This window comes from Rahnella sp. ChDrAdgB13, assembly GCF_017655185.1.
Classification (GTDB): domain Bacteria; phylum Pseudomonadota; class Gammaproteobacteria; order Enterobacterales; family Enterobacteriaceae; genus Rahnella; species Rahnella contaminans.
The window spans coordinates 22217-48704 of sequence record NZ_JAEMGT010000001.1 but is presented as its reverse complement, the minus strand read 5'-3'; the positions used below and the strand labels follow the sequence as shown (position 1 = coordinate 48704).

At 53.6% G+C, this 26488-nt stretch carries 25 protein-coding genes; 7 read left to right on the top strand and 18 right to left on the bottom strand.

The features are described from left to right. Positions 1-73: 73 nt before the first annotated feature. From J8X26_RS00245 to J8X26_RS00225, 5 genes are all read right to left on the bottom strand, one after another. Positions 74-1651 (bottom strand): OPT/YSL family transporter, encoded by a 1578-nt coding sequence (locus J8X26_RS00245; protein WP_208949875.1) that lies wholly within the window; start codon positions 1649-1651, stop codon positions 74-76. A 68-nt stretch (positions 1652-1719) separates the two neighbouring features. Further along, a complete protein-coding gene (locus tag J8X26_RS00240) occupies positions 1720-2484 on the bottom strand; it encodes an IclR family transcriptional regulator (RefSeq protein WP_152327841.1) in 765 nt (254 codons plus the stop codon). A 555-nt stretch (positions 2485-3039) separates the two neighbouring features. After that, complete coding sequence (gene aroL, locus J8X26_RS00235; protein WP_208949874.1) at positions 3040-3564, bottom strand: shikimate kinase AroL; 525 nt, start codon at positions 3562-3564, stop codon at positions 3040-3042. Between the two features lie 276 nt (positions 3565-3840). Beyond that, complete coding sequence (locus J8X26_RS00230) at positions 3841-4419, bottom strand: class I SAM-dependent methyltransferase (RefSeq protein ID WP_208949873.1); 579 nt, start codon at positions 4417-4419, stop codon at positions 3841-3843. 251 nt (positions 4420-4670) lie between these two features. Then, entirely contained in the window at positions 4671-4946 is a 276-nt protein-coding gene (locus J8X26_RS00225; RefSeq protein ID WP_152327838.1) for a DUF1471 domain-containing protein, read from the bottom strand. 427 nt (positions 4947-5373) lie between these two features. Here J8X26_RS00225 and J8X26_RS00220 point away from each other — a divergent pair, with 427 nt between their 5' ends. Continuing rightward, on the top strand, positions 5374-6288 hold the full coding sequence (locus J8X26_RS00220; RefSeq protein WP_165059269.1) for a DUF808 domain-containing protein: 915 nt from the start codon (positions 5374-5376) through the stop codon (positions 6286-6288). Positions 6289-6343: 55 nt separating this feature from the next. Here the strand turns inward: J8X26_RS00220 and J8X26_RS00215 are convergent, their stop codons facing one another. After that, positions 6344-7111 (bottom strand): class I SAM-dependent methyltransferase, encoded by a 768-nt coding sequence (locus J8X26_RS00215; RefSeq protein WP_208949872.1) that lies wholly within the window; start codon positions 7109-7111, stop codon positions 6344-6346. Between the two features lie 140 nt (positions 7112-7251). Here J8X26_RS00215 and J8X26_RS00210 point away from each other — a divergent pair, with 140 nt between their 5' ends. From J8X26_RS00210 to sseA, 3 genes are all read left to right on the top strand, one after another. Next, complete coding sequence (locus tag J8X26_RS00210) at positions 7252-8043, top strand: helix-turn-helix transcriptional regulator (RefSeq protein WP_152327835.1); 792 nt, start codon at positions 7252-7254, stop codon at positions 8041-8043. 132 nt (positions 8044-8175) lie between these two features. Beyond that, positions 8176-8724: a GNAT family N-acetyltransferase gene (locus J8X26_RS00205; protein WP_152327834.1), complete on the top strand. Its 549-nt coding sequence runs from the start codon at positions 8176-8178 to the stop codon at positions 8722-8724. A gap of 34 nt (positions 8725-8758) precedes the next feature. After that, positions 8759-9604, top strand: a complete 846-nt coding sequence (gene sseA, locus J8X26_RS00200) for a 3-mercaptopyruvate sulfurtransferase (protein WP_152327833.1) — start codon at positions 8759-8761, stop codon at positions 9602-9604. A 49-nt stretch (positions 9605-9653) separates the two neighbouring features. Here sseA and J8X26_RS00195 read toward each other — a convergent pair whose 3' ends face one another. The 6 genes from J8X26_RS00195 to purL form a co-directional block, all read right to left on the bottom strand. Continuing rightward, positions 9654-10451, bottom strand: a complete 798-nt coding sequence (locus J8X26_RS00195; protein ID WP_193333207.1) for a phosphate/phosphite/phosphonate ABC transporter substrate-binding protein — start codon at positions 10449-10451, stop codon at positions 9654-9656. 15 nt (positions 10452-10466) lie between these two features. After that, entirely contained in the window at positions 10467-11474 is a 1008-nt protein-coding gene (locus J8X26_RS00190; RefSeq protein WP_208949871.1) for a fatty acid desaturase, read from the bottom strand. A 103-nt stretch (positions 11475-11577) separates the two neighbouring features. Then, positions 11578-12879: a bifunctional glucose-1-phosphatase/inositol phosphatase gene (agp, locus tag J8X26_RS00185; protein WP_165059263.1), complete on the bottom strand. Its 1302-nt coding sequence runs from the start codon at positions 12877-12879 to the stop codon at positions 11578-11580. Positions 12880-13053: 174 nt separating this feature from the next. Then, entirely contained in the window at positions 13054-13626 is a 573-nt protein-coding gene (gene pagP, locus J8X26_RS00180) for a lipid IV(A) palmitoyltransferase PagP (protein ID WP_165059262.1), read from the bottom strand. 236 nt (positions 13627-13862) lie between these two features. Continuing rightward, the gene (pagP, locus tag J8X26_RS00175) at positions 13863-14417 is read right to left on the bottom strand and encodes a lipid IV(A) palmitoyltransferase PagP (RefSeq protein ID WP_374101263.1); all 555 of its coding nucleotides are present in this window, start codon (positions 14415-14417) and stop codon (positions 13863-13865) included. A 345-nt stretch (positions 14418-14762) separates the two neighbouring features. Further along, a complete protein-coding gene (gene purL / locus J8X26_RS00170; RefSeq protein WP_193333221.1) occupies positions 14763-18656 on the bottom strand; it encodes a phosphoribosylformylglycinamidine synthase in 3894 nt (1297 codons plus the stop codon). A gap of 275 nt (positions 18657-18931) precedes the next feature. On the opposite strand from purL, the gene mltF reads away from it, so the two are divergent. Then, on the top strand, positions 18932-20392 hold the full coding sequence (gene mltF / locus J8X26_RS00165; protein ID WP_195813936.1) for a membrane-bound lytic murein transglycosylase MltF: 1461 nt from the start codon (positions 18932-18934) through the stop codon (positions 20390-20392). Positions 20393-20413: 21 nt separating this feature from the next. On the opposite strand, the gene tadA is transcribed toward mltF, so the two are convergent. From tadA to murQ, 4 genes are all read right to left on the bottom strand, one after another. Further along, the gene (gene tadA / locus J8X26_RS00160; protein WP_152327825.1) at positions 20414-20926 is read right to left on the bottom strand and encodes a tRNA adenosine(34) deaminase TadA; all 513 of its coding nucleotides are present in this window, start codon (positions 20924-20926) and stop codon (positions 20414-20416) included. 151 nt (positions 20927-21077) lie between these two features. Then, positions 21078-21716 (bottom strand): phosphatidylglycerophosphatase C, encoded by a 639-nt coding sequence (gene yfhb, locus J8X26_RS00155; protein ID WP_152327824.1) that lies wholly within the window; start codon positions 21714-21716, stop codon positions 21078-21080. A gap of 4 nt (positions 21717-21720) precedes the next feature. Further along, positions 21721-23082 carry a PTS transporter subunit EIIC gene (locus tag J8X26_RS00150; protein WP_152328027.1) on the bottom strand — a complete coding sequence of 454 codons (1362 nt, stop codon included), beginning with the start codon at positions 23080-23082 and terminating at the stop codon, positions 21721-21723. Positions 23083-23103: 21 nt separating this feature from the next. Next, entirely contained in the window at positions 23104-24009 is a 906-nt protein-coding gene (murQ, locus tag J8X26_RS00145; protein ID WP_208949869.1) for an N-acetylmuramic acid 6-phosphate etherase, read from the bottom strand. A 142-nt stretch (positions 24010-24151) separates the two neighbouring features. On the opposite strand from murQ, the gene J8X26_RS00140 reads away from it, so the two are divergent. Continuing rightward, the gene (locus J8X26_RS00140) at positions 24152-25000 is read left to right on the top strand and encodes a MurR/RpiR family transcriptional regulator (RefSeq protein ID WP_208949868.1); all 849 of its coding nucleotides are present in this window, start codon (positions 24152-24154) and stop codon (positions 24998-25000) included. A 100-nt stretch (positions 25001-25100) separates the two neighbouring features. Further along, complete coding sequence (locus tag J8X26_RS00135; protein WP_101075791.1) at positions 25101-25355, top strand: YfhL family 4Fe-4S dicluster ferredoxin; 255 nt, start codon at positions 25101-25103, stop codon at positions 25353-25355. A gap of 21 nt (positions 25356-25376) precedes the next feature. Here the strand turns inward: J8X26_RS00135 and acpS are convergent, their stop codons facing one another. Then, entirely contained in the window at positions 25377-25757 is a 381-nt protein-coding gene (gene acpS, locus J8X26_RS00130) for a holo-ACP synthase (protein WP_152327820.1), read from the bottom strand. After that, complete coding sequence (pdxJ, locus tag J8X26_RS00125; RefSeq protein ID WP_165059255.1) at positions 25757-26488, bottom strand: pyridoxine 5'-phosphate synthase; 732 nt, start codon at positions 26486-26488, stop codon at positions 25757-25759. The genes acpS and pdxJ overlap by 1 nt, the downstream gene beginning before the upstream one ends.

Genomic DNA, 26488 nt, shown 5'->3' with positions numbered 1-26488 from the left:
AACGCTGTTCATCATCGGAACAGTCAGTGTTTAATGCTGGCCAGATAACGGCCCTGGTGTTGGCAATAACGCTTTACTTTTTGGCACTGAAAACCGAGGTGAAGAAGCTGTAAAGTGCGTCACCGGCAATAAAACCTGCCGCCAGCACTTCCATTGGCGTACGCCCTTTTTCACCCCAGATACGAATAATGATGATGCGCAGCACGATACCGCAGACTACCGCCCAGCCCGCCATCACGCTGTTGATCAGAAGCCCGGTCGCCAGCAGTACGCCGAGCTGGCGTTTTGGGCCGCCAATCAGCTGAATCAGCGCGCCCGGAATCGCCCAGATAAGCAGGCTGTGGGCAATACCCGGCTGAGCACCGGCCTGAATGGTTTTGGCGTAAACGCGCGCCACCGGCGGCACCAGATCCTGTGCGAAGTAGCCGTAATGGGCGTACCACACCACAGGGATCGCAATGATAAAAGCCAGCAACGCGGCGAATAACTGAATGCGACGCCCCGTCAGTTCGGCCCGTAAGTCTTTACCATAACCGCGCAGAATGAATCCGGCTTTCAGGTCGAAGCCCATATCGGCAAACGCCGGGCCGGTCGCGGCGGTAAAGCCGGTCAGCACGCAAAGTGCCAGCGGCGGGAAACCAATCAGAATGCCGATAATCAACGTGATCAGCGCCACGGCAAACGCCGGGAACCAGCCGGAATGCATGGCCGCAATGCCGACGATCAGCTCGTGGAAGAAAGCGGCAAAGGCGGCGTAAGCCACGAACGCAATCAGCATGCCGACGGACATTTCGCTGTATAACCCCCCGGCCAGTGCCAGCAACGCAGCAATCGCGATATAGCCGAATGCGCCCAACCCCAGCGCCGTACGCACTTCTTTCGCCGGCTGGGTAAACGTCGTGCGTGCATCGGCATTTTTAGCGCGAACCACCTGAATCACCTGAATCAGCGAAACCAGCCCCGCGCCGACCATCATGCCGTGCGGAATGTACAGGGCATTAAGATCCAGCCCGGCCACCGGTTGTGCGTAAGCGCGGATCAGCAATCCGATGCCGAACATACTGAGCGCCCAGATATTACCGATGAATGCCGTCCCAAACGCCGCCATCGGAATTTTCAGTACCGCGCCACCGAGCCCGATCACCACGCCCGCCACCAGCAACCACGCCTGACGCCCGCCGTTATCGCCGGCTTTGATCGCTTCCGCCGCCGCCACGCCCGGAGGCCAGGCGTTACTGGCCGGGAAAACTTTGGTATCGAAGAGGCGGTAAAGCAGATAGGCGTCCAGCAGCATCGCGGCGGCAACACCGATAAACATCGGCATAATCAGCTGCGGCTGTCCGAGAACATAAGGCACGGCAATCGGCATCAGCAGGCTATTTGCTGCGCCAAAAGTTGCGGAAGAAATGACGGTTTGCGCCAGATTCTGGGTGTGGATTGAACGGTAGCGCTGAAAAGCCTGCATCGGAATGCGGGCCAGCAGCATGGCAAACAGCGCGCCGATAATAGAGGTATTAGGCGTAACACCTAACGTCGTTATTAACTGGACCCCGATGATAGCGCCTAAAATAGACAGAATAATCATCACGATGAGCGTGCCAATATCCTTTAGCGGATTTTCCTTATTATCTTTTGCACGTTGGTCTGACATAAGGCCCCTGGTGTTGGCTAAAAATGAATAAATAATCCGGGTCCGTTACTGGTCCTTGCGATGAAAAATCATTGCCAGTACTCATCACCCAATTTTTCGGCGACTTGCCGGGTCACAGCAATTAATCCTTCTTTTATGCCTTTCGGAATATTTTTACCCTGTTCGGGAGAAGGGAATGACAAACAAAGCCCTACCGTTTCATTTCTGTGTTTATTAAAAATGCTGGTCGCTAAAGAACTGATGCCCTGAAGCGTTTCATTATTGGCAAACGATAATCCTGTCTGCCGGACTTCCGCCAGCCTGGTCAAAAGAAGATCCATATTTGCAGGGGAATTGACGGAGTTAACCTGATATTCCCCGTTAAAACGCTGAACCACGTCTTCGTCGCTAAAACGTGCCAGGATCGCACGGCCAATGGCGGTCTCATGCGCTGGCAGCAGGCTTCCGGCTGGCGTCACTACTTGTAAATAGGTTCTGCCGGGGAACATACGCATGACCATAATGTCGCGCCCTTCCAGCATCGACACATAGCCCGTGCATTGCGTCAACTGACTCAGTTGCGTCATATACGGTGAAACAGAATCCACCAGCGGCACGGATAAATAATGGCTGGAGACTGCCAGCAATAATTTACCGATCCGGTATAAGCGGCTGTCCTGATCGCGTTCCAAAAGCCCTTGCGTTTCCATCGTCATCAGTAAACGTGAAACGGTACTTTTCGGTAATTTTAAATTTTCGACCACGTCACTGAATGACAAGCCGGGATGTCCCTGCCGGATCCCCTGGGTTGAAAATAACTTCAGCACCGCAGCCGCATTTTCTAAAGTGGTCATAAAGGAGTAAGTTCCGGTATATGGAACAGGGTTCCTGTTAAGTTAAATAAAAACTAAAGCTGATACGTGTCAGCGTCAAGACGTTTATTTAACCGCCAGAAGAAGACAGATAAATGAATATGCTTAAAGAAATTCCTAAAGCAATCGAATGGCGAGGAGAGGGAAATGAATGCCGAGTATTTATGAAGTGAACGATGTAAAACTCAGCAGATTATTTTGATTAAATATTACGCAAAATATACAACGCGATCGAAGCTTCGACCAGAATGATCGTGATCGACCAGATTGCGGGCATGGCTTTACTGTGCTGGTTAAAGAAAGACATCAGGGGTTTCATCATCGGGTCCGTTGTGGGTTTTCAGCGTCACGGCGCTGCGTCTAAGTAATCACCTGAGTTATTAGTTTACGCCCGCTCATACACCAGTACAATACTTAGGCGACTGTGATCCCTGTCACGAGATATGGCCCGTTTTGTTTACAGCTTAACACCGGATTTCAGGCAAAAAAAACGGGCCTCAGAGGACCCGTCGTGATGACGTTTTACCGCCGATGACGTTAGCGCGCCATCGGCAACGCCAGTGCATTCATGACAGAATTCACTACCCGCGCAGGATCCTGAGTACCATCCACCACGTGGTGAGCGGCTTCCTGATACAGCGTTTCGCGTTCGTTCAGCACCTGCAACATTTCTTCGGTGATAGGCCTGCCGGTCAGTGTCGGACGCTGATCTTCCTGCGGAGCATCTTCCAGACGATTTGCCAGCGTCGTTGCTGGTGAACGCAGATAAATAACCGTTCCGGCTTCCCGCATAAAATCACGGTTTTCCTGCGCCAGCACCGCGCCGCCCCCGGTCGCGATCACAGTCAGCGGTGAGCAGACAGCTTTCAGGGCTTCGGTTTCACGGCGACGGAACCCCTCCCAGCCTTCACGGTCGACAATATCCGCCACGCTGAGGCCTGAGGTGCGTAACAGGTACAGATCGGTATCGACAAATTTGTAGCCCAGCGCTTTTGCAAGCTCACTGCCAACTGTCGTTTTACCCGCGCCACGCGCGCCTACCATGAAAATGGGTTGTGTCATTACCGCTATCCTTTATTCCCCGAAAGTCCCGTATCTCACCTGATGAAAATCCATCATCAATATGAAGTCTTTGTCGCAAAAAGTGGTCTGGTGTACTGGTTTGCGCTGTACTCGCGAGATAGTACAACAAAAAAGCCTCACTGGCAGATTTTTGTCACCTGCCGGTGAAGCTTCTGTAGCGTTTTATTTACGCCATTCAGGGCATCATACTGAAAAATCCTTGTAGCGCAATGCCCTGCAAACCTCTCAGACAGCAAGAATGTCTAAGTGGCTGTATCAGCGGGGTTTACAGATATACACAATGGCCGGTGGAAAATTCTTCACCACGCGGATTTTTTTCCAGGTGAAATAGCGCGACAGCAGTTTCTCAGACATCTGGCTGTACTGAAACAGAACCAGCACGCCGTCTTTGCTTTTCAGCTGCTGCTGCGTTTTTTGCAAAATCTTTATGCTGGTTCGCACCGGCATCGACAACAGCGGCAGGCACGAAAACACTGCGTCATAATCCGTGCTCATGTGCTCGGCAGAATGCGCCATCACCTGCAAACGCCGGTCTTCCATCTGATTAAGCTTTCGGACAAACGCGGGCTGAATTTCAAACGCTTCCAGCTTCGCATCAGCGCGCATCCGGCTGAGGATCCGCCGGGTCAGTACGCCATCTGCGGCGCCCAGCTCTGCGATATCCAGCGACGTCGTCCAGTCAATCTGGCTCAGCATCGCATGGCACAACCATGGCGAGGACGGCATCAGCGTCCCCATCGTCCGTGGTGAGGTAATAAAATTCTGCAGATAAAAAAACTGGTTCTGAAGCGAAAGACCGGTGTTCTTAATTGTCATTCTTGCGGTATTCAACATATTAACTCCTCCTGAGGAATCAGACCCCCATTAAGCCAAAAAATTCTTAAGAAATGATTAATAAGGGGAATAAACATCAGAAAGTTTTAACTCAGAAAAATCACATGGGATGATTCTCAAAAAGGTCAAAAATAACAGAGGTGGCACAAATAATTAAAAGGCCAATGTCAGGTGACATTGGCCTTCTCACACTTATTAGCTAAATAACGTCTTAATAAAAAATTTTTCGTTATCAGCAGATAATTTTAATGTTATTTATACAGCTCAACGTTCGCACGGGTCAGGCTGGAATCACCGGGAGTACCGGCACCGACTACGCGGTAATGTGTCGCGCCTTTATCGCTGGCAATCTGTTCCAGCTGGTCATGCAGGCTGCCAGGGACTGTGCTTGGTGCACTCACTGAAACCATACCCAGTGACTGGTAGTTACCACTTTGCGCCTGCATTTCAGAGATAGGCGTTGCGGCAAGTGCTGAGAATGAAGCGACGGTAATTACAGCTGCAGTAAACATAGGTAAGAGTTTCATAATACGCACCTTTCTTTTGTTAGTTTCGTTAATTAATGGAGCGGAAGTAATCCGTTGAATTAATTATCGGCGAATCAATGAAAGGGGACGTAATGCAACGTAAAGAAGTTTAACCATTGTGGTAAAAATAAGGAGAGAATGAAAGTAAACATTTCCTGCCAGATAACTGGCCGAAATTCAAAGATATTTAATGGAGAAAGTATGGAGAGTTTTCAAAGTTATTTATAACCCGCACAACATTCGCACAAATCGACGAGAGAGTGCAATCGCTGTTATGATTATTTTTTAGGGTTTTACCTGTCGCCGTGATCACCTGCACAGCCGTGGCGACAGAAGAACGGTTTTCGCGTGTGCGAAAACTGATTTTAACAACAAAATTCCCTGCATCTTCTCTGCGGAATGATGACCGGGACATAAGGGAGTGTTTATGGCGGGTGGCAGCCTTCTGGCCTTGATCGACGATATTGCATCCATACTTGATGATGTAGCCGCAATGAGTAAGGTCGCGGCAAAAAAAACAGCCAGTGTGTTGGGAGACGATCTGGCACTGAACGCGCAACAAGTTTCCGGTGTTAAAGCCGACCGGGAATTGCCGATTGTCTGGGCGGTGGCAAAAGGTTCGATGGTCAATAAGGCCATTCTGGTACCGCTGGCGCTGCTGATCAGCGCGTTCATTCCGTGGGCAATTACGCCGCTGCTGATGATTGGCGGTGCGTACTTATGTTACGAAGGCTTCGAGAAAATCGCGCACAAACTGATGCCCGGCGATCATCATGAAGAGAAACCGGCGACACCGCAGGTAAAAGATGAGGCCGATGCCAAAAAACGGGAGAAAGAAAAGGTAAAAGGTGCCGTACGTACCGATTTCATTCTTTCTGCTGAAATTATCGTGATTTCGCTGGGTATCGTCTCATCCGCGCCGTTTATCAATCAGGTCACCGTTATGGTGCTGATTGCCGTCGCCATGACCATCGGCGTTTACGGGCTGGTCGGCGCGATAGTCAAAATTGACGACGCGGGTTTGTATCTCAGTAAGCTGTCGGGCGAGAGCAGTGTGATGAATGGCGTACGCGCGTTCGGCCGCGTCATCGTGAACGCCGCCCCGTGGCTGATGAAAACCCTTTCTGTCGTTGGCACAATCGCGATGTTCCTGGTGGGCGGCAGTATTATCAGCCACGGTTTGCCGTTTATGCACAGCCTGATTGAACCGCTGACCCACGGCCACGAAAGCTGGATCAACACGCTGATAACCGGCGCAACGGATTTAGTGGTCGGCCTTATCGTCGGTGCCGCCGTTCTGGCACTGGTAATGCTCGGGAAGAAGATGTTCGGGAAGAAATAGCGCAGCATAGCTTCCGCCCTCCTCTCACCGGAGGGCGAAACCCCTTTCAGGCACTTTACCCCTTAGAAGCCACCAGCATCATAATGTCGCTGGTAAACGAACCGTCGGGCTGGATCTCAAAGTGGCGGGCAACGTCGTCTGACATCTTTTTTTGCAACTCGCGGATGGCGACGGAGAAATGCTCCGGCGTGCGCATGCGGGCAATCCAGCTGGTGAATTCCAGCACCAGACGGTCGGTGGTGACTTCGCCGGCAATCAGACCGGCTCCGGACGCCATTTCCAGCCATTCGCCCGGAGAATAGTTGCGGACGTGCGAGGTGTCGCGCAAAACCTCGACCGTTTGCAGATAGATATCCAGCAGCGGATGCCCCGGCGACACCACGTCCATCATGATAAATTTGCCGCCCGGTTTCAGCACACGCGCCACTTCACGCAGCGCCAGCCCGACATCGTGCCAGTGGTGCGCGGAATACCGGCTGATAATGATATCTGCACTGGCGCTGGCGAACGGCAGTGATTCTGCCACCCCCTGCTGAGTGGTGATATTTTCCAGTTGCTTATCTTTCGCCGCCTGCGCCACCACTTCCAGCATTTGCGCCGACAAATCATAGGCAATCACATTTTTTACGGCGCGCGCTGCAACAAAACTGGCGTGCCCTGCGCCACAGCCCAGATCAATGACCTGCGCATCCGGGAATGGCGCCAGTAAAACGGCCAGACGTTGTAAATCTGCGCCCTGCGAGTGAACGGCGCTCGTCAGGTAATTTTGCGCCTGCGAACCAAATTGCTTATCGACCGCCTGACTGTGGGTATTTGTTGTCATTTTCATTGCTCCTGTTTGCCTTATTATTTTCGTCGAAACGCCGGTTTCAGATGACCTCAAAATCACTATAGGCATTGTTCTATACGGGTACAATATGAGCATTTATACTGGTATGAGTTACTTCCAGCCTGAGAAAAAATATGATTGATAACGTAGAGTCGCTCAGCGGCCCGGGAGCTTTAGGCGCCTTTTTACGCACGCATCGCGAACGCGTCACGCCGGAAATGGTGGGCCTTCCCGGTTCTGCACGACGCAGAACCAGCGGGCTGCGGCGCGAGGAGCTGGCACAAATCAGCGGCATCAGCGCCACGTGGTATACCTGGATTGAGCAGGGGCGCGATGTGTCTATTTCTGCCGCCACGCTTGACAGGCTGGCGAAATCACTGCAAATGGAACCGGCCGCCCGCGAATATTTGTTCAGTCTTGCGTCGGTGAAAGATCCGCTTGCCGTGCCCCTCTCTGGCGCACCGGATGACAGCCTGAAAAATTGCGTCAATCAGATCACAGGACCCGGTTATCTGCTCGACAGCTGCTGGAATGTGCTGGCGTGGAATCCCCCCGCAGGTGCGCTATTCAGCGGCTGGCTGGGAAAAGTTGAACGGCCTAATCTGCTGGATTTTATGTTTCTGCATCCGCTTTCCCGGCAGCTGGTACCCGACTGGGCAGAACGCGCTAAACGCGTGGTGGCAGAATTTCGTGCGGAGACCAGCCATTACGCTCATTCCGACGCCGTGCGTCAGAAAGTGATCAGCCTGCGCGGGCAAAGCAGCGAATTCAATCAGTGGTGGACGCAACAGGAAGTGCTGGCGCGCGAAGGCGGCGCGCGGCGTTTTAACCACCCGCTCAGCGGCGAAACGCGGTACCGGCAGCAAACGTTTTTCCCGGCGGGTTATGCCGATTGCAAACTGGTGATGCTGGTGCCGGAAAGCTGAATTGCGCTGACGGATAGCCTGCTGTTTTTTCTCACTTATTTGATCTCTACGCTAATTGACATCCAGCGGCCGGATATGTGAGGCTGATTTGATTGGTTTCATAGATGATTTCCGGCTTCCAGGACACCGCAGATGATGACACGCCAGATTTATCAGGACGAAAAAATCGAGATCCGCGCCGCAACCGAACTGGAAGCGATCACGCATTTTGCTGCCGTTCAGGCTTCCGTCGCCGAGATTGGCGAGTGGGAATCCTGGTGCACAGATAAATATTCGCTGGAAGACAGCCGGAAATATCTCACCGACAGCGAGCACAAACGTCATCGCGGCACAGAATTCAATTTCTGTCTGTTTGAACGCGCCACCGGCAATCTGATTGGCAGCGTGGGCATCAACCGCATCAGTCAGGATTATAAGTTTTCTAATCTCGGCTACTGGATCCGCACCGGTTATACCGGTCAGGGTCTGGCCACGCTGGCGGTCAGGGCCACGGCGCAGTTCGCGTTTAAAGAGCTCGAACTGACGCGACTGGAAATCGTCGCGATGGACGGCAATGACGGCAGCCGCCGCGTCGCGGAAAAAGCGGGCGCGACGTCCGAAGGTTTACACCGCAACCGGCTTTATTATCATGGTCAGCCGCGCGACGCCTGGATGTATTCCCTGATCCCCGGCGATCTCTGAGGCTGGCTCCACAAAAAAGATAAGGCAACAGAACATGACTTTCTCTACCCATACCGTTTCTACCGACTGGCTGGCGAAGAATCTGAATTCACCGGACGTGGTCATTATCGATTGCCGTAAATCGAAACCGGGTATTACTCCGCCGATTGATTTTCATGGCAAATATCTCGAGGCGCACATTCCCGGCGCCATTTATGTCGAGGTCGACAGTATTTCCGACTGCACCACCGGCCTGCCGCACATGATGCCAACAGCAGAAGAATTCTCCGCGTCGATGAGCCGCCTTGGCGTGGCCGATACGCAAACCATCGTGCTTTACGATGAAGGGGATTTGTTCTCCGCCCCGCGTGTCTGGTGGATGCTGACCAGTTTCGGCGCGAAAAGCGTGCGCGTGCTCGATGGCGGGCTGAATGCCTGGATTGCCGAAGGTAAACCAACTCAGAGCGGCGAACACACCCGCGTGCCGTCGACGTTCAATGCCAGACTGGTGCGCCCGGTCGTCGCCAGCGCGCAGCAGGTGAAAGATTCCATCGGTAAAGTGCAGATTATCGATGCACGCTCGCAGGCGCGTTTCAAAGCCGAAGCACCGGAACCGCGTCCGGGACTGCACGGCGGGCATATTCCACAGAGCCTCAGCGTACCGTTTACCGAACTGACGCAGGAAGGTCGCATGAAATCGCCGCAGGAGCTGAAAGCAACATTTGAACGGTTGGGGGTGGATCTGAATAAACCGGTGATCACCAGCTGCGGTTCCGGCGTTACCGCCGCGGCGCTGGCTTTCGGGCTTGACGCGCTGGGCGTGAAAGATGTGCTGTTGTATGACGGTTCATGGGCCGAATGGGGCGATGTGAACGAAGATTTCCCGATAGAAACGCACTGATTATCCGCGGGATCTGACAGACAAAACCGGACGCTGAAGCCCGGTTTTTTTAGCTGACAGATTCCGGCATCAGCTCACGCACGCCAAACTCCTCAGCAATTCTTTTCATCTGCCTGATCACTTCATACGCCGGTCGCGGCACCTCGGTAAACGCTTCAATCAGCAACGGTTTACTCACCGGTTCGCGGGAAACTTCATGCAATGCCTGTCTCAGCATCGCCAGATGTTCAGGGGACGTCTGCGCGGAGGTGATCAGCGGAAGCCCCGGCACGGCAGCCGTTTGCCCGACGACAACCAGCCCGCTGACCCGTTCAGGATCGGTGCGACGCAGCAGTTCGAGAGTCACGCAGTCAATCGCCGCAATGTCGGCTTTATGCTGCTGCACGTACAGAAGTGATTCGAGATGGCTGCCGGTTGCCAGCGCCTCAGAGAAGTATTTTCCGTTTTCGGCCAGCGGCGCAACCAGTGCGCGCAGGCTGTTGTAGCCTGACTGCGAATCTGTGCTGTTGAAAGCCAGCCTGCGATGGCGAAAGCTGGTCAGATGTAAGCCGCTGTGTTCTTCACGCGCCAGCAGAAAGCTGCGGTAGCGAAAACCATCACAACCGGGCGCACGGTAACTGAATGTGCCAACCAGCTGCACCTGCGGCAGGCTTTCCACCAGCGGGAAACCGCAGGTCTGGCTCAGCAACAAATCTTTATTCTGCCAGTGCGCCAGCAAATTCGTCGGCCAGCTCAGTGAAACCGGCAGCGGTTTCATGCCCAGCCGCTTGAGTTTACCCAGTAAAGCGACGGTGAAAATTTCCACGTCCAGCGGAGAAATGGCGTACATCGGTAAAGACATCAGCATGATCTGGCAGCTCCGTCAGGGGGTGTCCTGCTGATAATCATAGTCGCTGTGACCGTTTTCTGCTGCCGGATCCCCCGCAGCAAACGGATGCATTTCCACCGCGACCGGCGCGCGCGTATGCTGCCGGAACCACTCGCGGTAGCCTTTTACGACAAACCCTTCGCTGCGCCGGATATACGCATCGCGGTCAGCAAAATATATCTGCCTCAGCGCAAACCACGGCACGCCCGGCAAATCATGATGTACCAGATGATAGTTGAGATTCAGAAATAACAGGCGCCAGACAAAACCGGCTTCGTTGAGCGTGGAACGTGTTTCGGGTGAGTATTCAGCGCGATGCTCATAGAACGAGCGCACTTTTGTCAGGCTCAGGGCCGGATAGCTGATTGCCAGCACAAACCAGCCCGGAGATACCCCCTGGCGCGCCATCCAGACCAGCAACAGCGCCAGCAAAATCCCATGAACCAGCCACATCGAGACGGTACGCCATTCACCGCGAAAGACGGCCAGCAGTGCGCCGGTCAGCGTGCTGAAAATATCCATCAGCGGGCCGAGTATCATCCGGCCAGGCAAGGTATTGCGCAGACGGACAACGGCTGTCATCGCAGGCGTCAGGCTTTCCCAGCTTCTGCGGCTGAAATAATAGGCTTCGGGATCGTCACCGGGGATCGTCAGATGTTCATTTTTGTGATGCTGCAAATGCGTGTCGCGGTAAAGCCCGTAGGGATACCAGACCGCCAGCGGCAAGGTGCCGAGCAGCTGGTTCAGCCAGGCTTTACGTGTGGGATGGCCGTGAATAAGTTCGTGTTGCAGCGACATATACCAGGCGGTAAACCCGATGAGCAAAGGCGTGCCGAGCCACGGACCGAGGCTGTTCCAGAAGAACACCACGGAAAACCAGCCACCGTAAATGGCGAAAATCAGGCACCACGTCGGTATTTCCAGCCGCCACCAAAGGCTGCGGGAACGCGCTTTAATTTCGCCCCGTTGGTGCGGGCTAAGATAGAAAGAAGAGGACGCCATAATGTGCCGGAGTAAGAAAACGTCGGCACATTATCGGATGACAGTTTGCTGCCGCTAACTAACTTAAAACACTATCTATTGCCAGTTAGCGGTTAAAGCCGGCTCAGCCCTGCAAATCTTTCCGTACGGCCTGAGTGAACTGTTCCATCGGGCAGAAGCCCTGCTTATCCACTTTGCAGCCTTCGATTTGCAACGTGACGCGCTCAGGAGGATTTTTCAGGCTCAGGGCTACGTTGTTACGGATCTGACGTGCTGTCGGATAAACGTATTCGATCTTCATCAGATCTTTATCCGCTTTCTTGTCATGCCAGCGCTGGAAAACCACCGTACCGCTGATTGGCGTACGTTCAAATTGTCCCGGCAGGGTGTAATCCTGCGTTTTCAGTGCCGCAAGCAATGAAGCGATGTTCGAATCATGCCCGACCAGCAGAGCCAGTTTTGCCTGCTGTGCAGCTTTCTCATCCGCGGTCGAGGCCTGTTTCGGATCAAGCGCGCCGGAGATGAACGTCAGTAAAGGCTTCGCGGCATTGGCAGCAATCGCCGGAGAGCCAAACAGCGTTTCGTGATACAGATTTTTGATGGTTTCCAGTTTCGTCCACTGATCGTCTGTGCTGATTTTCCCCCACGCTACATCCTTCAGCGGGAAACCTTCGTAATACTGGAGCATGAATGCATCTGCCGCACCGGTTGCCATACGCAACGGCCCGGTAATTCCCGGTTCTTTACCCTGCGTCAGCACTACATCCGAAGGCTGAGACGCCAGATCGCATTGCTGTTTCTCTTTGCAGATTTTGCTGTTTTTATAATCGAGAATATTTTCGAGCAACGCATAGTTCGGCTTCAGACGCTGATTCAGGCCCGGCAAACCGCCCTCGCCCGCGTGCTGGCTGATGGAATTCAGCGCACTGGTTTTAAAACTGTCATTCACTTCGGCGGTAATGATCGGGTTGAATACCGGATCCATTTTGCCAATTTCTACACGGTTGATGACCGGCACATCACAGCCAGGAAATGCGCCGGTAGTGATATGTTTCGCGGTATCAATTGTACGCGGCAGGCTGTTGGCATAGGCGAAAACCTGCTGAGTTTCCGGGCAACCCGCAGCAGGCAGAAGCTTATCTTTCGCCAGCCATGCGCGAAGGTAATGCCCCATATGCTCGGAGATTTGGCCGCCTTTCGGGGTCAGTAAACCCCCTTCTGTTTTCCAGACCGGCCAGGTGTGCGTGGTAGATTCCGCCAGGACATCACCATAATTCACCAGCGGTGCACGGATGCCGTGACGGCTGAGAACCAGCACCTGTTGCAGTTCCAGGTTATCGGATTGTGCGGCCTGAGCGGCGGGCAGTGAGAGTGGTAACAAGCAGGCAAGTGCGGTTAAAGCGAGATAACGCGACGTTGTTTTCACGAGTGTTCCTCTTTATGAATATTCCCTGAAATAAAAAAAGTACCGCACTCATTCTGCGTTCAACAGATTGATAAGTGCGGTGAATTTTCAGCATAGGTGAATATTGAGAAAAAGAGGGAGATCGTGCTCACAACCCCGGCCTGCACTGTCACAAAAGTGTAACAATGCAGAGCATCAGAACTGATACCTCAGCCAGGCGAAGAACACGTTGCCGTTGTTGTAGGTTCCCGGAATATACGTGGCCTGGAAAGTCAGCTTGTTATAACCGATGGAGGCCAGCGGTAAAACGATAGGAATAGGAATATATTTATAGTCATCACGCGCCGTCACGGCGGCCGTATAACCCAGACCTAAACGGAAATCTTTATCCTGCGCAGGTGTCCATATTTTCTCCCAGCCATAACCGCCGATCGGCTCCCATTTATTGTGCGAGTCTTTAAACGCCATAAAATAAATGCCGTTCCAGTTTCCTTTATCATCATAACGGGAAATACCGTAACCGCCGCCCCATGGTCGCTCGTTATATTTGTCAGTTTTCTCTTTATCGTAGGTCAGCCGGTTATGCCAGGTAATAACCGGCAGATACAAATCCTGAGAATCAGAGTCATTCCAGGTGGTGGAGACTTTGTCTTTAAAATCGGACCAGACATTGGCTGCCAGCGATTTGTATTGCACGGTATCCGGATCGCTGACCGGATGTATTCCACTGTTGTTGGCCCACAGGTTTGGGCTAAAAATTACAGACATTAATAAACCGACATCCCTGAGATTTTTCTTATTTACCATATTCAACGTCACTCCTTATCGAAGCAATATCATAAACAAAGCATAAGAAAACAGGTTAAACAGGGTTGTAACAAAAAACGTTTAGACACTTAATTCCCTGAAAATTAAGGGGTGGAGACTTAAATTATCAGAATAGTCTGTAATGCTTCTGACTGTTTTAAATTTAATAAAGGTATTTATTAAGTAAAGAAATTCAGTTAAAACTGAAAGCGGAACCAGCCAAACAGAACATTTCCTTTTGTATTCGTCCCCGGCACGTAGGTCGCCTGGAATGTCACCCGCGAATATCCGGCAGACACCAGCGGTAACACCATAGGGAAAGGCACGTAATCATAGTTGTCACGTGCAGAGATGGCAGCAATGTATCCGGCTCCCAGGCGAAATTCCTGATCGCTGAAAGGCTGCCATATCTTTTCATATCCATATCCGGCAACGGGTTCCCAATGATTAAAGGAATCTTTAAACGCCATGGCATAAAGCGCGTGCCAGTTTCCTTTATCGTCATAACGTGAAACGCCGTAACCGCCTCCCCACGGATGTTCATTATATCCGTCAATTTGTTTTTTACTGTGCGTGTGACGATTATGGCGGGTTAATACCGGAATAAAGAGATCTTGCTGTTGAGGTTTATTCCAGGTTTCAGCGATATTATTTTTAAATGAAGACCACAGCCCGTCATTATTTTCTTGTGAAGACATTTCCTGCTGCTGATAATTAGCAACATTTTCCTGCGCCTGTCCATTAATTGACATTAATAATGTACACGTCAAAAGTGAATAAGAGAGTATTGCGCGAGAATTCGCGGAGATTATATTTTCCATTGGCGTAAATGCCCTGTTGAGTTGACCAGGGCATTATATGGCGCTTAACATATATAAATATTTAATAATATATTCAGTAAATATAAACTACTGAGACCCAGATATGCTATTTCATTGTAAAACAGCCGGTTACAAATTTACCCAGCGGCCGTTTTTGACATATCTTCTTACACTCACGAAATTAATATCATGATTAGTTTATTTTTTGATATTCAGACATAAAAAAATCCGCAGGCTTTCGCACTACGGATTTTTATTACTGAAGCTTTTTAATGATTAGCCCAGCTGTTTACGCGCGTTGCGGAACATGCGCATCCACGGGCTGTCTTCACCCCACTCTTCCGGGTGCCATGAGTTGCTGACGGTGCGGAAGACACGCTCAGGGTGCGGCATCATGACGGTGACGCGGCCTGAGAGGTTAGTGACTGCGGTGATACCGTTCGGAGAACCGTTAGGGTTGGCCGGATAGTTTTCAGTCGCCTGACCGTTGTTGTCGACAAAACGCAGCGCCACCAGATTGCTGTGTTCGATCTGTGCCAGATGCGCAGCATCACGCACTTCCACATGGCCTTCGCCATGGGAAACGGCGATTGGCATACGTGAACCGGCCATGCCCTGCATGAACATTGACGGGCTGGCGGTCACTTCTACCAGGCTGAAACGCGCTTCAAAGCGATCAGACAGGTTGCGCACAAAGCGCGGCCAGTGTTCAGCGCCCGGGATCAGTTCTTTCAGATTCGACATCATCTGGCAACCGTTACACACGCCCAGCGCCAGAGTCTGCGGACGGTGGAAGAATTCAGCGAACTCTTCACGCACGCGGTCGTTGAACAGGACAGACTTCGCCCAGCCTTCGCCCGCGCCCAGCACGTCACCGTAAGAGAAACCGCCGCACGCAACCAGCGTATGGAAGTCCTGCAAATCACGACGACCGGCCAGCAAATCGCTCATATGCACGTCAACCGCATCGAAACCGGCGCGATGGAAAGCCGCCGCCATTTCAACGTGGGAGTTAACGCCCTGCTCACGCAGCACGGCCACTTTCGGACGCGCACCTTTCACAATATAAGGCGCAGCCACATCTTCGTCCGGCGCGAAATTCAGTTTCACGTTCAGGCCAGGATCAAGATCGCTGGTTTTGGCCTGATGTTCCTGATCGGCACATTCGGGGTTATCGCGCAGGCGCTGCATCTGCCAGGTGGTTTCTGCCCACCAGGTACGCAACGTGGTGCGGCTTTCGCTGTACACCGGCTTATCGTCCTGCGTGATGATGAAGCGGTCACCGGTTTCAACAGTACCGAGGTAATGCGTGCAGTCAGCCAGCCCAAACTGTGCCAGCGTATGTTCGACGGCTTCACGGTCAGAAGCGCGAACCTGAATCACTGCACCCAGTTCTTCGTTAAACAGCGCCGCCAGAGAATCGTTGCCCAGAGCGGCGATATCCGCCGTCAGGCCGCAGTGACCGGCAAAGGCCATTTCCGCCAGCGTGACCAGCAAACCACCGTCGGAACGGTCATGGTAGGCCAGCAGTTTCTGTTCAGAAACCAGCGCCTGCATGGCGTTGAAGAAGCCACCTAGCAGTTCAGCACTGCGCACATCCGCTGGCGTGTTGCCGAGCTGACGATAAACCTGCGCCAGCGCCGTCGCGCCCAGTGCGTTGTGACCGGCACCCAGATCCACCAGCAGCAATGCGGTGTCGCCTTTATCGGTGCGCAGTTGCGGCGTCACGGTATGACGCACGTCTTCGACGCGGGCAAATGCCGTGATGACCAGAGACAACGGTGACGTCATCTCGCGTTGTTCGTTGCCTTCCTGCCAGCGGGTTTTCATCGACATGGAGTCTTTGCCCACCGGAATGGTGATACCCAGTGCCGGGCAAAGCTCTTCGCCCACCGCTTTCACCGCGGCATACAAACCGGCATCTTCGCCCGGGTGGCCGGCCGCAGACATCCAGTTAGCAGAAAGCTTAACGCGTTTCAGGCTGCCGATTTCGACCGCGGCCAGGTTCGTCAGTGCTTCACCGACGGCCATGCGGCCGGAAGCGGCAAAGTCCAGCAAGGCGATTGGCGCACGTTCGCCCAGAGACATCGCTTCACCGTGATAGCTGTCGAGGCTGGCGGTAGTGACCGCGCAGTCAGCCACCGGGATCTGCCACGGTCCCACCATCTGATCGCGTGCAACCATACCGGTCACGGTGCGGTCGCCGATGGTGATCAGGAAGGTTTTCTCCGCCACAGCAGGCAGATGCAGCACGCGGTTTACCGCTTCGGCAATCTGAATATTTTCGCCGTTGAGATCATCTCCCTTCGCTTTGAGCGTGGTGACGTCACGGGTCATTTTCGGGGTTTTACCCAGCAGTACGTCCAGCGGCATATCAATCGGCTGGTTATCGAAATGGCTGTCTTCAAGAGACAGATGCATTTCTTCTGTGGCTTCACCGATCACCGCGTACGGTGCGCGCTCGCGTTTACAGATCGCATCGAACTGCGCCAGCTGAGCCGGTGCAACCGCCATGACGTAACGTTCCTGCGATTCGTTACACCAGACTTCCAGCGGGCTCATGCCCGGTTCGTCGTTCAGGATGTCACGCAGCTGGAAGCGGCCGCCGCGGTTGCCGTCGCTGACCAGTTCCGGCATCGCGTTGGATAAACCGCCAGCGCCCACGTCATGGATAAACAGAATCGGGTTAGCTTCACCGAGCTGCCAGCAGCGGTCGATCACTTCCTGGCAACGGCGTTCCATTTCCGGGTTGTCGCGCTGTACGGAAGCAAAATCCAGATCCGCGTCAGACTGGCCGGAGGCCATTGAAGAAGCCGCACCGCCGCCCAGACCGATATTCATCGCCGGGCCGCCGAGCACAATCAGTTTCGCGCCAACGGTGATTTCACCTTTCTGCACGTGATCAGCACGGATGTTGCCGATACCGCCCGCCAGCATGATCGGTTTGTGATAACCGCGCAGCTCAGGGCCATTGTGGCTGTTGACGTTTTCTTCGTAAGTACGGAAGTATCCCAGCAGCGCCGGACGACCAAATTCGTTGTTGAAGGCTGCGCCGCCCAGCGGGCCATCAGTCATAATATCCAGCGCGGTAACGATACGATCCGGCTTACCGAAATCTTCTTCCCACGGCTGTTCGAAGCCCGGAATACGCAGGTTAGAAACCGAGAAACCGACCAGACCGGCTTTCGGTTTTGCACCGCGACCGGTTGCGCCTTCGTCACGGATTTCGCCGCCGGAACCTGTCGCCGCACCCGGCCACGGAGAGATCGCCGTCGGGTGGTTATGGGTTTCAACCTTCATCAGGATGTGCGCCTGCTCCTGATGGAAATCGTACAGACCGTCTTTCGCATCGGCGTAGAAACGGCCGACCTGCGAACCTTCCATCACGGCAGCGTTATCTTTGTACGCAGAAAGCACGTGATCAGGCGTCTGTTCGAAGGTGTTTTTGATCATCTTGAACAGGGATTTCGGCTGCGTTTCGCCGTCGATAATCCAGTCAGCGTTGAAGATTTTATGGCGACAATGCTCTGAGTTTGCCTGTGCGAACATATACAGTTCGATGTCAGTCGGGTTGCGCCCCAACGACGTAAAGGCCTCCATCAGGTAATCAATTTCGTCCTGCGCCAGCGCCAGACCCAGTTTGGTATTGGCGGTTTCCAGCGCGATACGGCCTTCGCCGAGAATATCGACATGCTGAACCGGTGCAGGCTGTTGCTGCGCGAACAGCGCGCTGGCGTCTTCGAGTTTGCCAAAGACGGTTTCCATCATGCGATCATGCAGCAATGCGCCCAGCTGCGACCATTGTGCTTCGGTCAGTTCAGGAGCCTGAACATAAAACGCCAGACCGCGCTCAAGGCGAAGAACCTGAGATAAACCGCAGTTGTGTGCAATATCAGTCGCCTTGGAAGACCACGGAGAAATGGTGCCAGGACGCGGGGTAACCAGCAGTAAACGACCTGTTGGCGCATGTTCAGCGAGAGAAGGACCGTATTTCAGGAGGCGTTGCAGCTTGGTTTGTTCGTCCGAATTCAGCGGCGCGCTGACATCGGCAAAGTGTACATATTCGGCGTAGATATCATTGACCGGAAGGCGTGCTTCCTGACAGCGGGATAATAATTTGTTAATGCGAAAAGCCGACAAAGCGGGCGAACCACGCAGTATTTCCATAATCACAGATCTCTCGTCTTCGAAGACACTGACCACAGTGCTTCATTGGGCGCAACAGGGGGAAAACGCGGGCTATTATAAAGAAAGCTTGCGGCATACGAAACCGTTTGCGTCGGGAATATTGATATTCACTCATAACCTTATAAATATTGCGGTTAATATGAATAATGTTGCAGACTGCCGTTTTGTTGAGCAAAATGCGTCAGCACTGGGGATATAACCATAGAAACTGCACAGCACATCGTAAAAAAACAAGAGCGCCGCAGCGAGATAACTATTTGACGCGACTAAAAATTAACTATGTTCTGATGGGGATTGCCGCCCTGTTGCTGGCTCTGGCCTTATGGCCTGCCGTTCCGTGGCACAGAGGCGAAGGCGACCAGTTGGATCAGATAAAATCCCGTGGAGAATTGCGCGTAAGCACGCTCAATTCTCCACTGACTTTTATGGACTCCCCGGAAGGAAATCTCGGCTTCGATTACGAACTGGCTAAACGCTTCGCAGATTATCTGGGCGTAAAGCTGGTGGTGAATCAGCACACCACGATCGAGTCCATGTTCGACGATCTGGACAACAACAAAACCGACATGCTGGCTTCCGGGCTGGTGTATAACAATGCGCGCCTGAAAAACTACCGTGCCGGGCCGGAATACTATTCCGTTTCTCAGCAACTGGTTTACCGGCAGGGAGCCGCGCGCCCGAAAAGTTTTGCGGATGTAAAAGGTACGCTGGTGGTTTCCGCCGGCAGTGCGCACATCCTGACGCTGGAAGCTGCCGCCAAAAAATACCCCAATCTGACGTGGACCACGACGGACAAACTTTCGCCGCGCGATCTGTTACAACAGGTTGAGAACGGCAAACTGGATTACACGCTGGGAGATTCCGTCACCATCGCACTGATGCAGCGCGTTTATCCGCGTCTGGCCGTGGCTTTTGATGCCACGGAAGATGAGCCGGTGACCTGGTATTACCGCAAGGAACCGGATGACGACAGCCTTTCTGCGGCGATGCTGGACTTTTTCAGCCAGATTTCCGAAGACGGTACGCTGGAGAAACTTGAGGAGAAATACCTCGGGCACGTCGGCGATTTTGATTATGTCGATACGCGAACTTTCCTGAACGCCATCGACAGTACGCTGCCGGTTTTGCAACCGCTGTTTGAAAAATACGCGGATAAAATTGACTGGCGGCTGCTGGCGGCGATTGCCTATCAGGAATCCCATTGGGATCCGCAGGCAAAATCTCCGACCGGCGTGCGCGGCGTGATGATGCTGACTCGCACCACAGCGGATGGCCTGAATGTCGATGACCGGACCGATGCCGAGCAAAGTATTCGCGGAGGCGCTCTGTATCTGTCGCACCTGATGGATAAGATGCCGGAATCGATTCCCGAAGATGAACGGATCTGGTTTGCGCTGGCAGCATACAACATGGGTTACAGCCACATGCTCGACGCCCGTAAGCTGACGGCGCAGCAAAAAGCCAATCCGGACAGCTGGGCCGATGTGAAGCAGCGTCTGCCGATGCTCAACCAGAAGCGCTATTTCAGCCGCACAACGTATGGCTACGCGCGCGGCACGCAGGCGTACAATTATGTGGAAAACATCCGCCGCTATCAGCTCAGTCTGGTCGGGTATCTGATGGAGAAAGAGAAGCAACAGGCGCAGAAAGCGGCGTTGCAGGCTCAGCTGGGCCAGGGTTATCCGGTCGTGGACGCAAAAGAAGCCCTGGCGCCGTAGCATTTATAGCAACGAGCGGGCTTATTCTTCAGAGGTATTACCGGCTTGCGCAGCGCGCTCTGCCAGCCGCAGCGCCTTTTTCTGGCTGCGGCGTAAACGAAAGAAAGCGCTCAGCTGTTCGGAACATTCTTCCGCTAAGACGCCCGGCAGAATTTCTACTCGATGATTCATGCCCGGATGGCGCAAAACGTCCAGCAGGGAACCGGCGGCACCGGTTTTGGCATCCGCTGCGCCATACACCACGCGACGGATACGGCTGTGGATCATCGCCCCTGCGCACATAACGCAAGGCTCAAGCGTGACGTACAGCGTGGCGTCCAGCAGACGGTAATTTTGTACAGCACTTCCGCCGAGGCGCAGCGCCATAATTTCCGCATGCGCAGTCGGATCATGATGCCCGATAGACCGGTTCCAGCCTTCGCCAATCACCTGATTGTCCAAAACCAGCACAGCGCCCACCGGCACTTCGCCTTCATCCTGCGCTTTCAGCGCCAGATTCATGGCATATCGCATCCAGTGTTCGTGTTCTTTCATTTCTGCAAACCCGTTACATAACTCTGCGTCCGACACTTCAACCTCAATCTCTTTTTAGCGGCCAGCAGTATACCTGCGTCATCCCAATGCAAACAGGCCGGAAACCGGCCTGTTTTAGAATGATAGTTAAGACGAAGGTCCGGCGGCGGAATTATTCCAGTTGCTGGAGTTCGCCCTGCTTGCTGACGCGAAAGCGGTGCTCGCAGAAAAACAGCAGCGGGTTGTCCTGTTTGCTGTCGCTGTAGCCACTGTAAAGTTTCAGCGGAGAACCGATGCGGCGTTCAAGCTGAACCACTTTCTCCTCACCCAGGCAGCGCAGAGGCAGCACCCAGCCGCCTTTACCGCGCGCAATGCGGCTGCCCACCAGACGCACTTTTGGCAGAAACAGCGACGCGTTATACACCTGCTGAACCAGATTTTCCGGCGATCCGGTGATCAGCCACACTTCGGTATCATCACTGTCGAGGTATTCACGCAGCCGCCGCTGTACAACCGGGAACTCCACCACTTTGTGGCGAAACGCGGTGACAAACTGCAATTCCAGCGCTTTAAGCCGGGCTTCGCTGTGACCAAAAGTGATCGACCAAAGCAGCAAACTCATCGGCCAGCGCGCGGCCCGCCCGTGCATCAGTAATCCAATCGCCACCAGCGGCAAGACCGGGATCACCAGAATCAGGTTCTGCGGCATCCGCCGGAGCAAAAACCGCAAAAAACTCCCGAACATGTCCTGCTGGTGCAGTGTTCCATCAAGATCAAAAAACACGACCCGTCGATCAGGCTTCGTACTCAATCCGTTACTCCTCGGGATCGTTGAACCCCATCAGCCAGGTAAAAATAAAACCAGCCAATACCGTAATGACTAAACCGGCGAGATACAACATGACTTTGCCGGAAATAATGGTCAGCGCCAGCGGCAATCCGGAAATACCAAAAGTGATCACCGTCGCGACTTTCCAGTAACAGATTAGCGCACCGCCGACCGCGCCGCCTAAACAGGCACCGATAAAAGGCCGCCCCAGCGGTAATGTCACCCCGAAAATCAGCGGTTCGCCGATACCTAAAATACCGACCGGCAGCGCGCCTTTAATCACTTTTTTCAGCCGCGCATTGCGGGTTTTCATGTATACCGCCATCGCTGCCCCAACCTGCCCGACGCCTGCCATCGCCAGAATAGGCAGTAACGGGTTAGAACCGTGCGCCTGAATCAGTTCAACGTGGATCGGCACAAGCCCCTGATGTAACCCCGACAATACCAGCGGCAGGAAAGCGCCCGCCAGCACTGCGCCAACCAGCAAACCGCCTTTATCTATCGCGATATTAACGCCGTGCGCGATGCCGTCAGAAATGAAACCGCCGATCGGTTGCAGGATGACAATAGCGAGCGTGGCAGTAATCAACGTGGTAATCAGCGGATTCAGGATCAGCTCCACCGATTCCGGCAGTAAATTACGCAGCCGTTTTTCAAGCCAGCACATCAGAGCTACCACTAAAAGCACGGCGATTACCCCGCCACGCCCCGGCTGCAACGTTTCGCCAAACAGCGTAATTTGCGCCAGCGCCGGGCTGGAGAGAATGCCAGCCATTACGCCGCCCATCGCCTGTGAACCGCCGAACACGCGGGCCGCATTCACGCCCACGAGAATATTCATGATGGCGAAAACCGCGCCGCCAAAAATCGCTAACAGCCCGAGAATATTCGGGAAATCCGTGGCAATGGAACCGGCAATATCTGGCCGCTTGAGCAGGTTGATAATGCCCATGATCAGCCCCGACGCGATAAAGGCCGGTATCAGCGGAATAAAGACATCAGCCAGTTTGCGCAGCGCCCCGCTCATCGGCGCGGAGTATTTGGCTTTCGCGCTGGCTTTGTTACGCGCGATATCATTCTGAACCGGCGCATCGGTGGTTCTGAGCAATGTGCGCATGGCATCCACGACTTTCGCCGCCGCACCCGGCCCGACGATAAACTGATGCTGATCGCCCTGCTTAAGGTAGCCTTTAATGCCTTCCAGTGTTTTCAGGCGGGTCAGATCCAGACGCGCGTCGTCATGTACTTCCACACGTACGCGGGTCATGCAGTTTTCCAGTTTACTGATATTTCCTTCGCCGCCGACACCCTGCAAAATCTGTGAAGCCAAGAGATTCGTTTTATCCATCGCCATGCTTTTCTCTCCGTATTATTCCGCCAGAGCAGCGCGCAGGAATCCATTATGGTGACTCAGGCGTGCCTTCGCTTCGGACGCATCAATACCTGCCAGCAGCATCAGGATAGCCGGTTTAACGTCGAAATCGGTTTGCGATAATGCCTGTTCAGCGTCTGCGCGCGAGGCTCCGGTGGCTTCCACCACAATGCGGCAGGCGCGGTCGACGAGCTTCACGTTGGTGGCTTTTACATCGACCATCAGGTTCTGGTAAACCTTGCCGGTTTTGACCATCGCACCGGTCGAAATCATATTCAGCACCAGTTTTTGCGCCGTGCCGGATTTCAGACGGGTCGAACCGGTCAGGGCTTCCGGGCCAACCACCGGTGAAATTTCGATGTTTGCCTCGCGGGCAATCGGGGAATCCGGGTTACAGGAAATGGCGACCGTCGCGCATCCCAGGTCCGTTGCGTAGCGCAGTGCGCCAATCACGTAAGGCGTGCGGCCGCTGGCAGCAAGCCCGACGACGGTATCTTTGTCCGTAAGGTTGAGGTTTTTTAAATCTTCAACGCCCAGCGTTTCGCTGTCTTCCGCACCTTCCACGGCTTTCAGCATCGCGCCAGGGCCGCCGGCAATCAGCCCGACGACCATCCCGTGCGGCACGCCAAAAGTCGGCGGACATTCAGATGCATCGAGAACGCCGAGGCGGCCACTGGTTCCGGCACCGAGATAAATCAACCGGCCACCGGCTTTAAAAGAGGCCGCCGCGCTGTCTACCGCTTTCGCAATTTCCGGTAAAACTTTCTGAATCGCTTCCGGCACTTTACGATCCTGCTGGTTGAAGCAGGTCACCAGCTCAAGCGTGGACATCTCATCCAGATTCATGGTTTCCGGGTTACGTGTTTCTGAAACAAGGGTTCCCAGGTTAGCGTTATGACTCATGATGTTCTCCTGAATATTTAATTCAAATTAGTTACGTGATATTTGAATATTTTATTCATCATTGCGAGGAATATTTGCTATTTTAGATTACATAATCCGTAAAACGTGATGTCAGTATTCAGAGAGGCTGGGAAAAACCACCATGAGCTGCATGATCCGCATCCGCCAGCTTTACCCGACACTGGCACAAAATGACCGAAAACTGGCTGACTTTTTACTGGCGCAGCCGGAACAGGCGCGCCATCTAAGTTCACAAAAACTGGCTGAAATGGCCGGTGTCAGCCAGTCCGGCGTGGTGAAATTCGCTCAGAAGCTGGGCTACAAAGGCTTCCCCGCGCTGAAACTGGCCATGAGTGAATCGCTGGCATCCCCCAATAACAGTGAGCCGGTTACCATCCATAATCAGATTCTGAGTACGGACAGCCTGCACGTTGTGGGGGAAAAGCTGCTGGCCGAAAAGCAGTCTGCGCTGCGTGCTACGCTGGATATCAACAGCGAGCCGCGTCTGCAAATAGCCCTTTCAATGCTGACAGATGCCAGAAAAATTGTGCTGACGGGCATCGGCGCGTCAGGGCTGGTCGCGAGAGATCTGGCGTATAAATTGCTGAAAATCGGCGTCACAGCCATCGCGGAATCCGATACGCACGTGCTGATTGCCACCGTTCAGGCACTGTCAAAAGACGATTTATTGCTGGCGATTTCTTCCAGCGGTGAGCGCAGTGAAATCAATCTGGCGGCACGGGTGGCGAAAGAGAGCGGCGCAAAAGTGCTGGCACTGACCGGCTTCTCGCCAAATTCATTGCAGCAGCAGGCTGACCATTGCCTGTATACGGTCGCCGAATTACCGGCAACGCGCGGCGCGGCTCTTTCGGCTACCACCGCGCAATCTTCCCTGACGGATTTACTGTTTGTTGCACTGGTTCAGCAGGATACAGAGCATGCGCCGGAACGGATCCGCCACAGCGAAGAGCTGGTAAAAAAGCTGGTTTGATCAGGATCATTTGAGATGTGGAAAGGCGCGGGTGCGGATCCTACGCCAGCGCAATTCTGCTATACTGCGCGCCCTGATTATTGACGATACGAGAAAGACTATGGCCCTGCTGATCACACACAAATGCATAAATTGCGATATGTGCGAACCGGAGTGCCCGAATCAGGCGATCTCGATGGGCAATGAGATCTATGAAATCGACAGCGATCGCTGTACGGAATGTATCGGTCATTACGATAAACCGACCTGTCAGAGTGTCTGCCCGATCGACAATACGATCATCATCAATCCAGCACATAAAGAAACCAACGAAGAGCTGTGGGATAAATTCGTGGTACTGCATCACACCGTATAATTCACGGCGTGATGCACTGAATTAATTTTCGATAATTACGGTTGCACAGGCATAACGGCGTTCATCAGCCAGCGTGACATGCACCGATTTCACGCCCATTTCTGCCGCCATTTCCGCTGCGCGCGCATGGAACACCAGCCCCGGTTTCCCGAGACTGTCATTGACCACTTCAAACTGCTCAAACGCCAGACCGTTGCGGATCCCGGTTCCCAGCGCTTTTGCTGCGGCTTCTTTGACGGCAAAACGCTTGGCCAGAAAGCGAACCGGCTGCTGATGTTGCTGGTAAACAGCCCATTCATTCGCGCACAGAATACGGCGCGCCAGCCGGTCACCACTGCGTTCAATCACAGCTTCGATACGGGTTATTTCAACGATATCCGTACCTAAACCTAAAATGCTCATTAACGGCGTGCTTCCCGCATCAGGTTTTTCATTTCGCGCACGGCACCAGACAACCCGTCAATCACCGCCTGACCGATAATCGCGTGGCCGATATTCAGCTCATGCATTTCCGGCAGAGCCGCAATCGGCTGCACGTTATGGTAAGTCAGACCGTGGCCCGCATTAACCTTCAGGCCTTTGCCCGCGGCGTACGCTGCACCTTGTTTGATGCGTTCCAGTTCAGCCAGACGCTCAAGATCGGTTTGGGCTTCAGCGTAAGCACCGGTGTGAATTTCAATATAAGGCGCACCGACGGCAACTGCGGCGTCAATCTGACGCAAATCCGGGTCGATAAACAGGGAAACCAGAATGCCCGCTTCGCTGAGACGGGAAACGGCGACTGTCATTTTGTCGAGCTGACCAGCCACGTCCAGCCCGCCTTCGGTGGTCACTTCTTCGCGTTTTTCCGGCACCAGGCAGCAGAAATGCGGCAGAATTTCACAGGCGATCCCGACCATTTCATCGGTCACGGCCATTTCCAGATTCATACGGGTCTGGATAGTCTGGCGCAAAAGACGCACATCACGGTCGGTGATATGGCGGCGATCTTCTCGCAGGTGAACAGTAATGCCGTCCGCCCCCGCCTGCTCGGCGATAAACGCAGCCTGGACCGGATCAGGATAAGCCGTACCACGCGCATTACGCAGTGTCGCGATGTGATCAATGTTAACGCCCAACAGCAACTCAGCCAT

Bases quoted from the DNA above. Each gene is read 5' to 3' on its own strand.
- J8X26_RS00150 (WP_152328027.1), bottom strand. From the start codon at position 23,082: ATGGATAAAACGAATCTCTTGGCTTCACAGATTTTGCAGGGTGTCGGC.
- aroL (WP_208949874.1), bottom strand. From the start codon at position 3,564: ATGACACAACCCATTTTCATGGTAGGCGCGCGTGGCGCGGGTAAAACG.
- J8X26_RS00190 (WP_208949871.1), bottom strand. From the start codon at position 11,474: ATGGCGTCCTCTTCTTTCTATCTTAGCCCGCACCAACGGGGCGAAATT.
- J8X26_RS00195 (WP_193333207.1), bottom strand. From the start codon at position 10,451: ATGCTGATGTCTTTACCGATGTACGCCATTTCTCCGCTGGACGTGGAA.
- J8X26_RS00205 (WP_152327834.1), top strand. From the start codon at position 8,176: ATGATGACACGCCAGATTTATCAGGACGAAAAAATCGAGATCCGCGCC.
- pagP (WP_165059262.1), bottom strand. From the start codon at position 13,626: ATGTCTGTAATTTTTAGCCCAAACCTGTGGGCCAACAACAGTGGAATA.
- J8X26_RS00140 (WP_208949868.1), top strand. From the start codon at position 24,152: ATGAGCTGCATGATCCGCATCCGCCAGCTTTACCCGACACTGGCACAA.
- acpS (WP_152327820.1), bottom strand. From the start codon at position 25,757: ATGAGCATTTTAGGTTTAGGTACGGATATCGTTGAAATAACCCGTATC.
- tadA (WP_152327825.1), bottom strand. From the start codon at position 20,926: ATGAAAGAACACGAACACTGGATGCGATATGCCATGAATCTGGCGCTG.
- J8X26_RS00230 (WP_208949873.1), bottom strand. From the start codon at position 4,419: ATGTTGAATACCGCAAGAATGACAATTAAGAACACCGGTCTTTCGCTT.
- J8X26_RS00135 (WP_101075791.1), top strand. From the start codon at position 25,101: ATGGCCCTGCTGATCACACACAAATGCATAAATTGCGATATGTGCGAA.
- J8X26_RS00215 (WP_208949872.1), bottom strand. From the start codon at position 7,111: ATGACAACAAATACCCACAGTCAGGCGGTCGATAAGCAATTTGGTTCG.
- J8X26_RS00220 (WP_165059269.1), top strand. From the start codon at position 5,374: ATGGCGGGTGGCAGCCTTCTGGCCTTGATCGACGATATTGCATCCATA.
- pagP (WP_374101263.1), bottom strand. From the start codon at position 14,417: ATGTCAATTAATGGACAGGCGCAGGAAAATGTTGCTAATTATCAGCAG.
- murQ (WP_208949869.1), bottom strand. From the start codon at position 24,009: ATGAGTCATAACGCTAACCTGGGAACCCTTGTTTCAGAAACACGTAAC.
- J8X26_RS00240 (WP_152327841.1), bottom strand. From the start codon at position 2,484: ATGACCACTTTAGAAAATGCGGCTGCGGTGCTGAAGTTATTTTCAACC.
- J8X26_RS00225 (WP_152327838.1), bottom strand. From the start codon at position 4,946: ATGAAACTCTTACCTATGTTTACTGCAGCTGTAATTACCGTCGCTTCA.
- sseA (WP_152327833.1), top strand. From the start codon at position 8,759: ATGACTTTCTCTACCCATACCGTTTCTACCGACTGGCTGGCGAAGAAT.
- J8X26_RS00210 (WP_152327835.1), top strand. From the start codon at position 7,252: ATGATTGATAACGTAGAGTCGCTCAGCGGCCCGGGAGCTTTAGGCGCC.
- J8X26_RS00245 (WP_208949875.1), bottom strand. From the start codon at position 1,651: ATGTCAGACCAACGTGCAAAAGATAATAAGGAAAATCCGCTAAAGGAT.
- pdxJ (WP_165059255.1), bottom strand. From the start codon at position 26,488: ATGGCTGAGTTGCTGTTGGGCGTTAACATTGATCACATCGCGACACTG.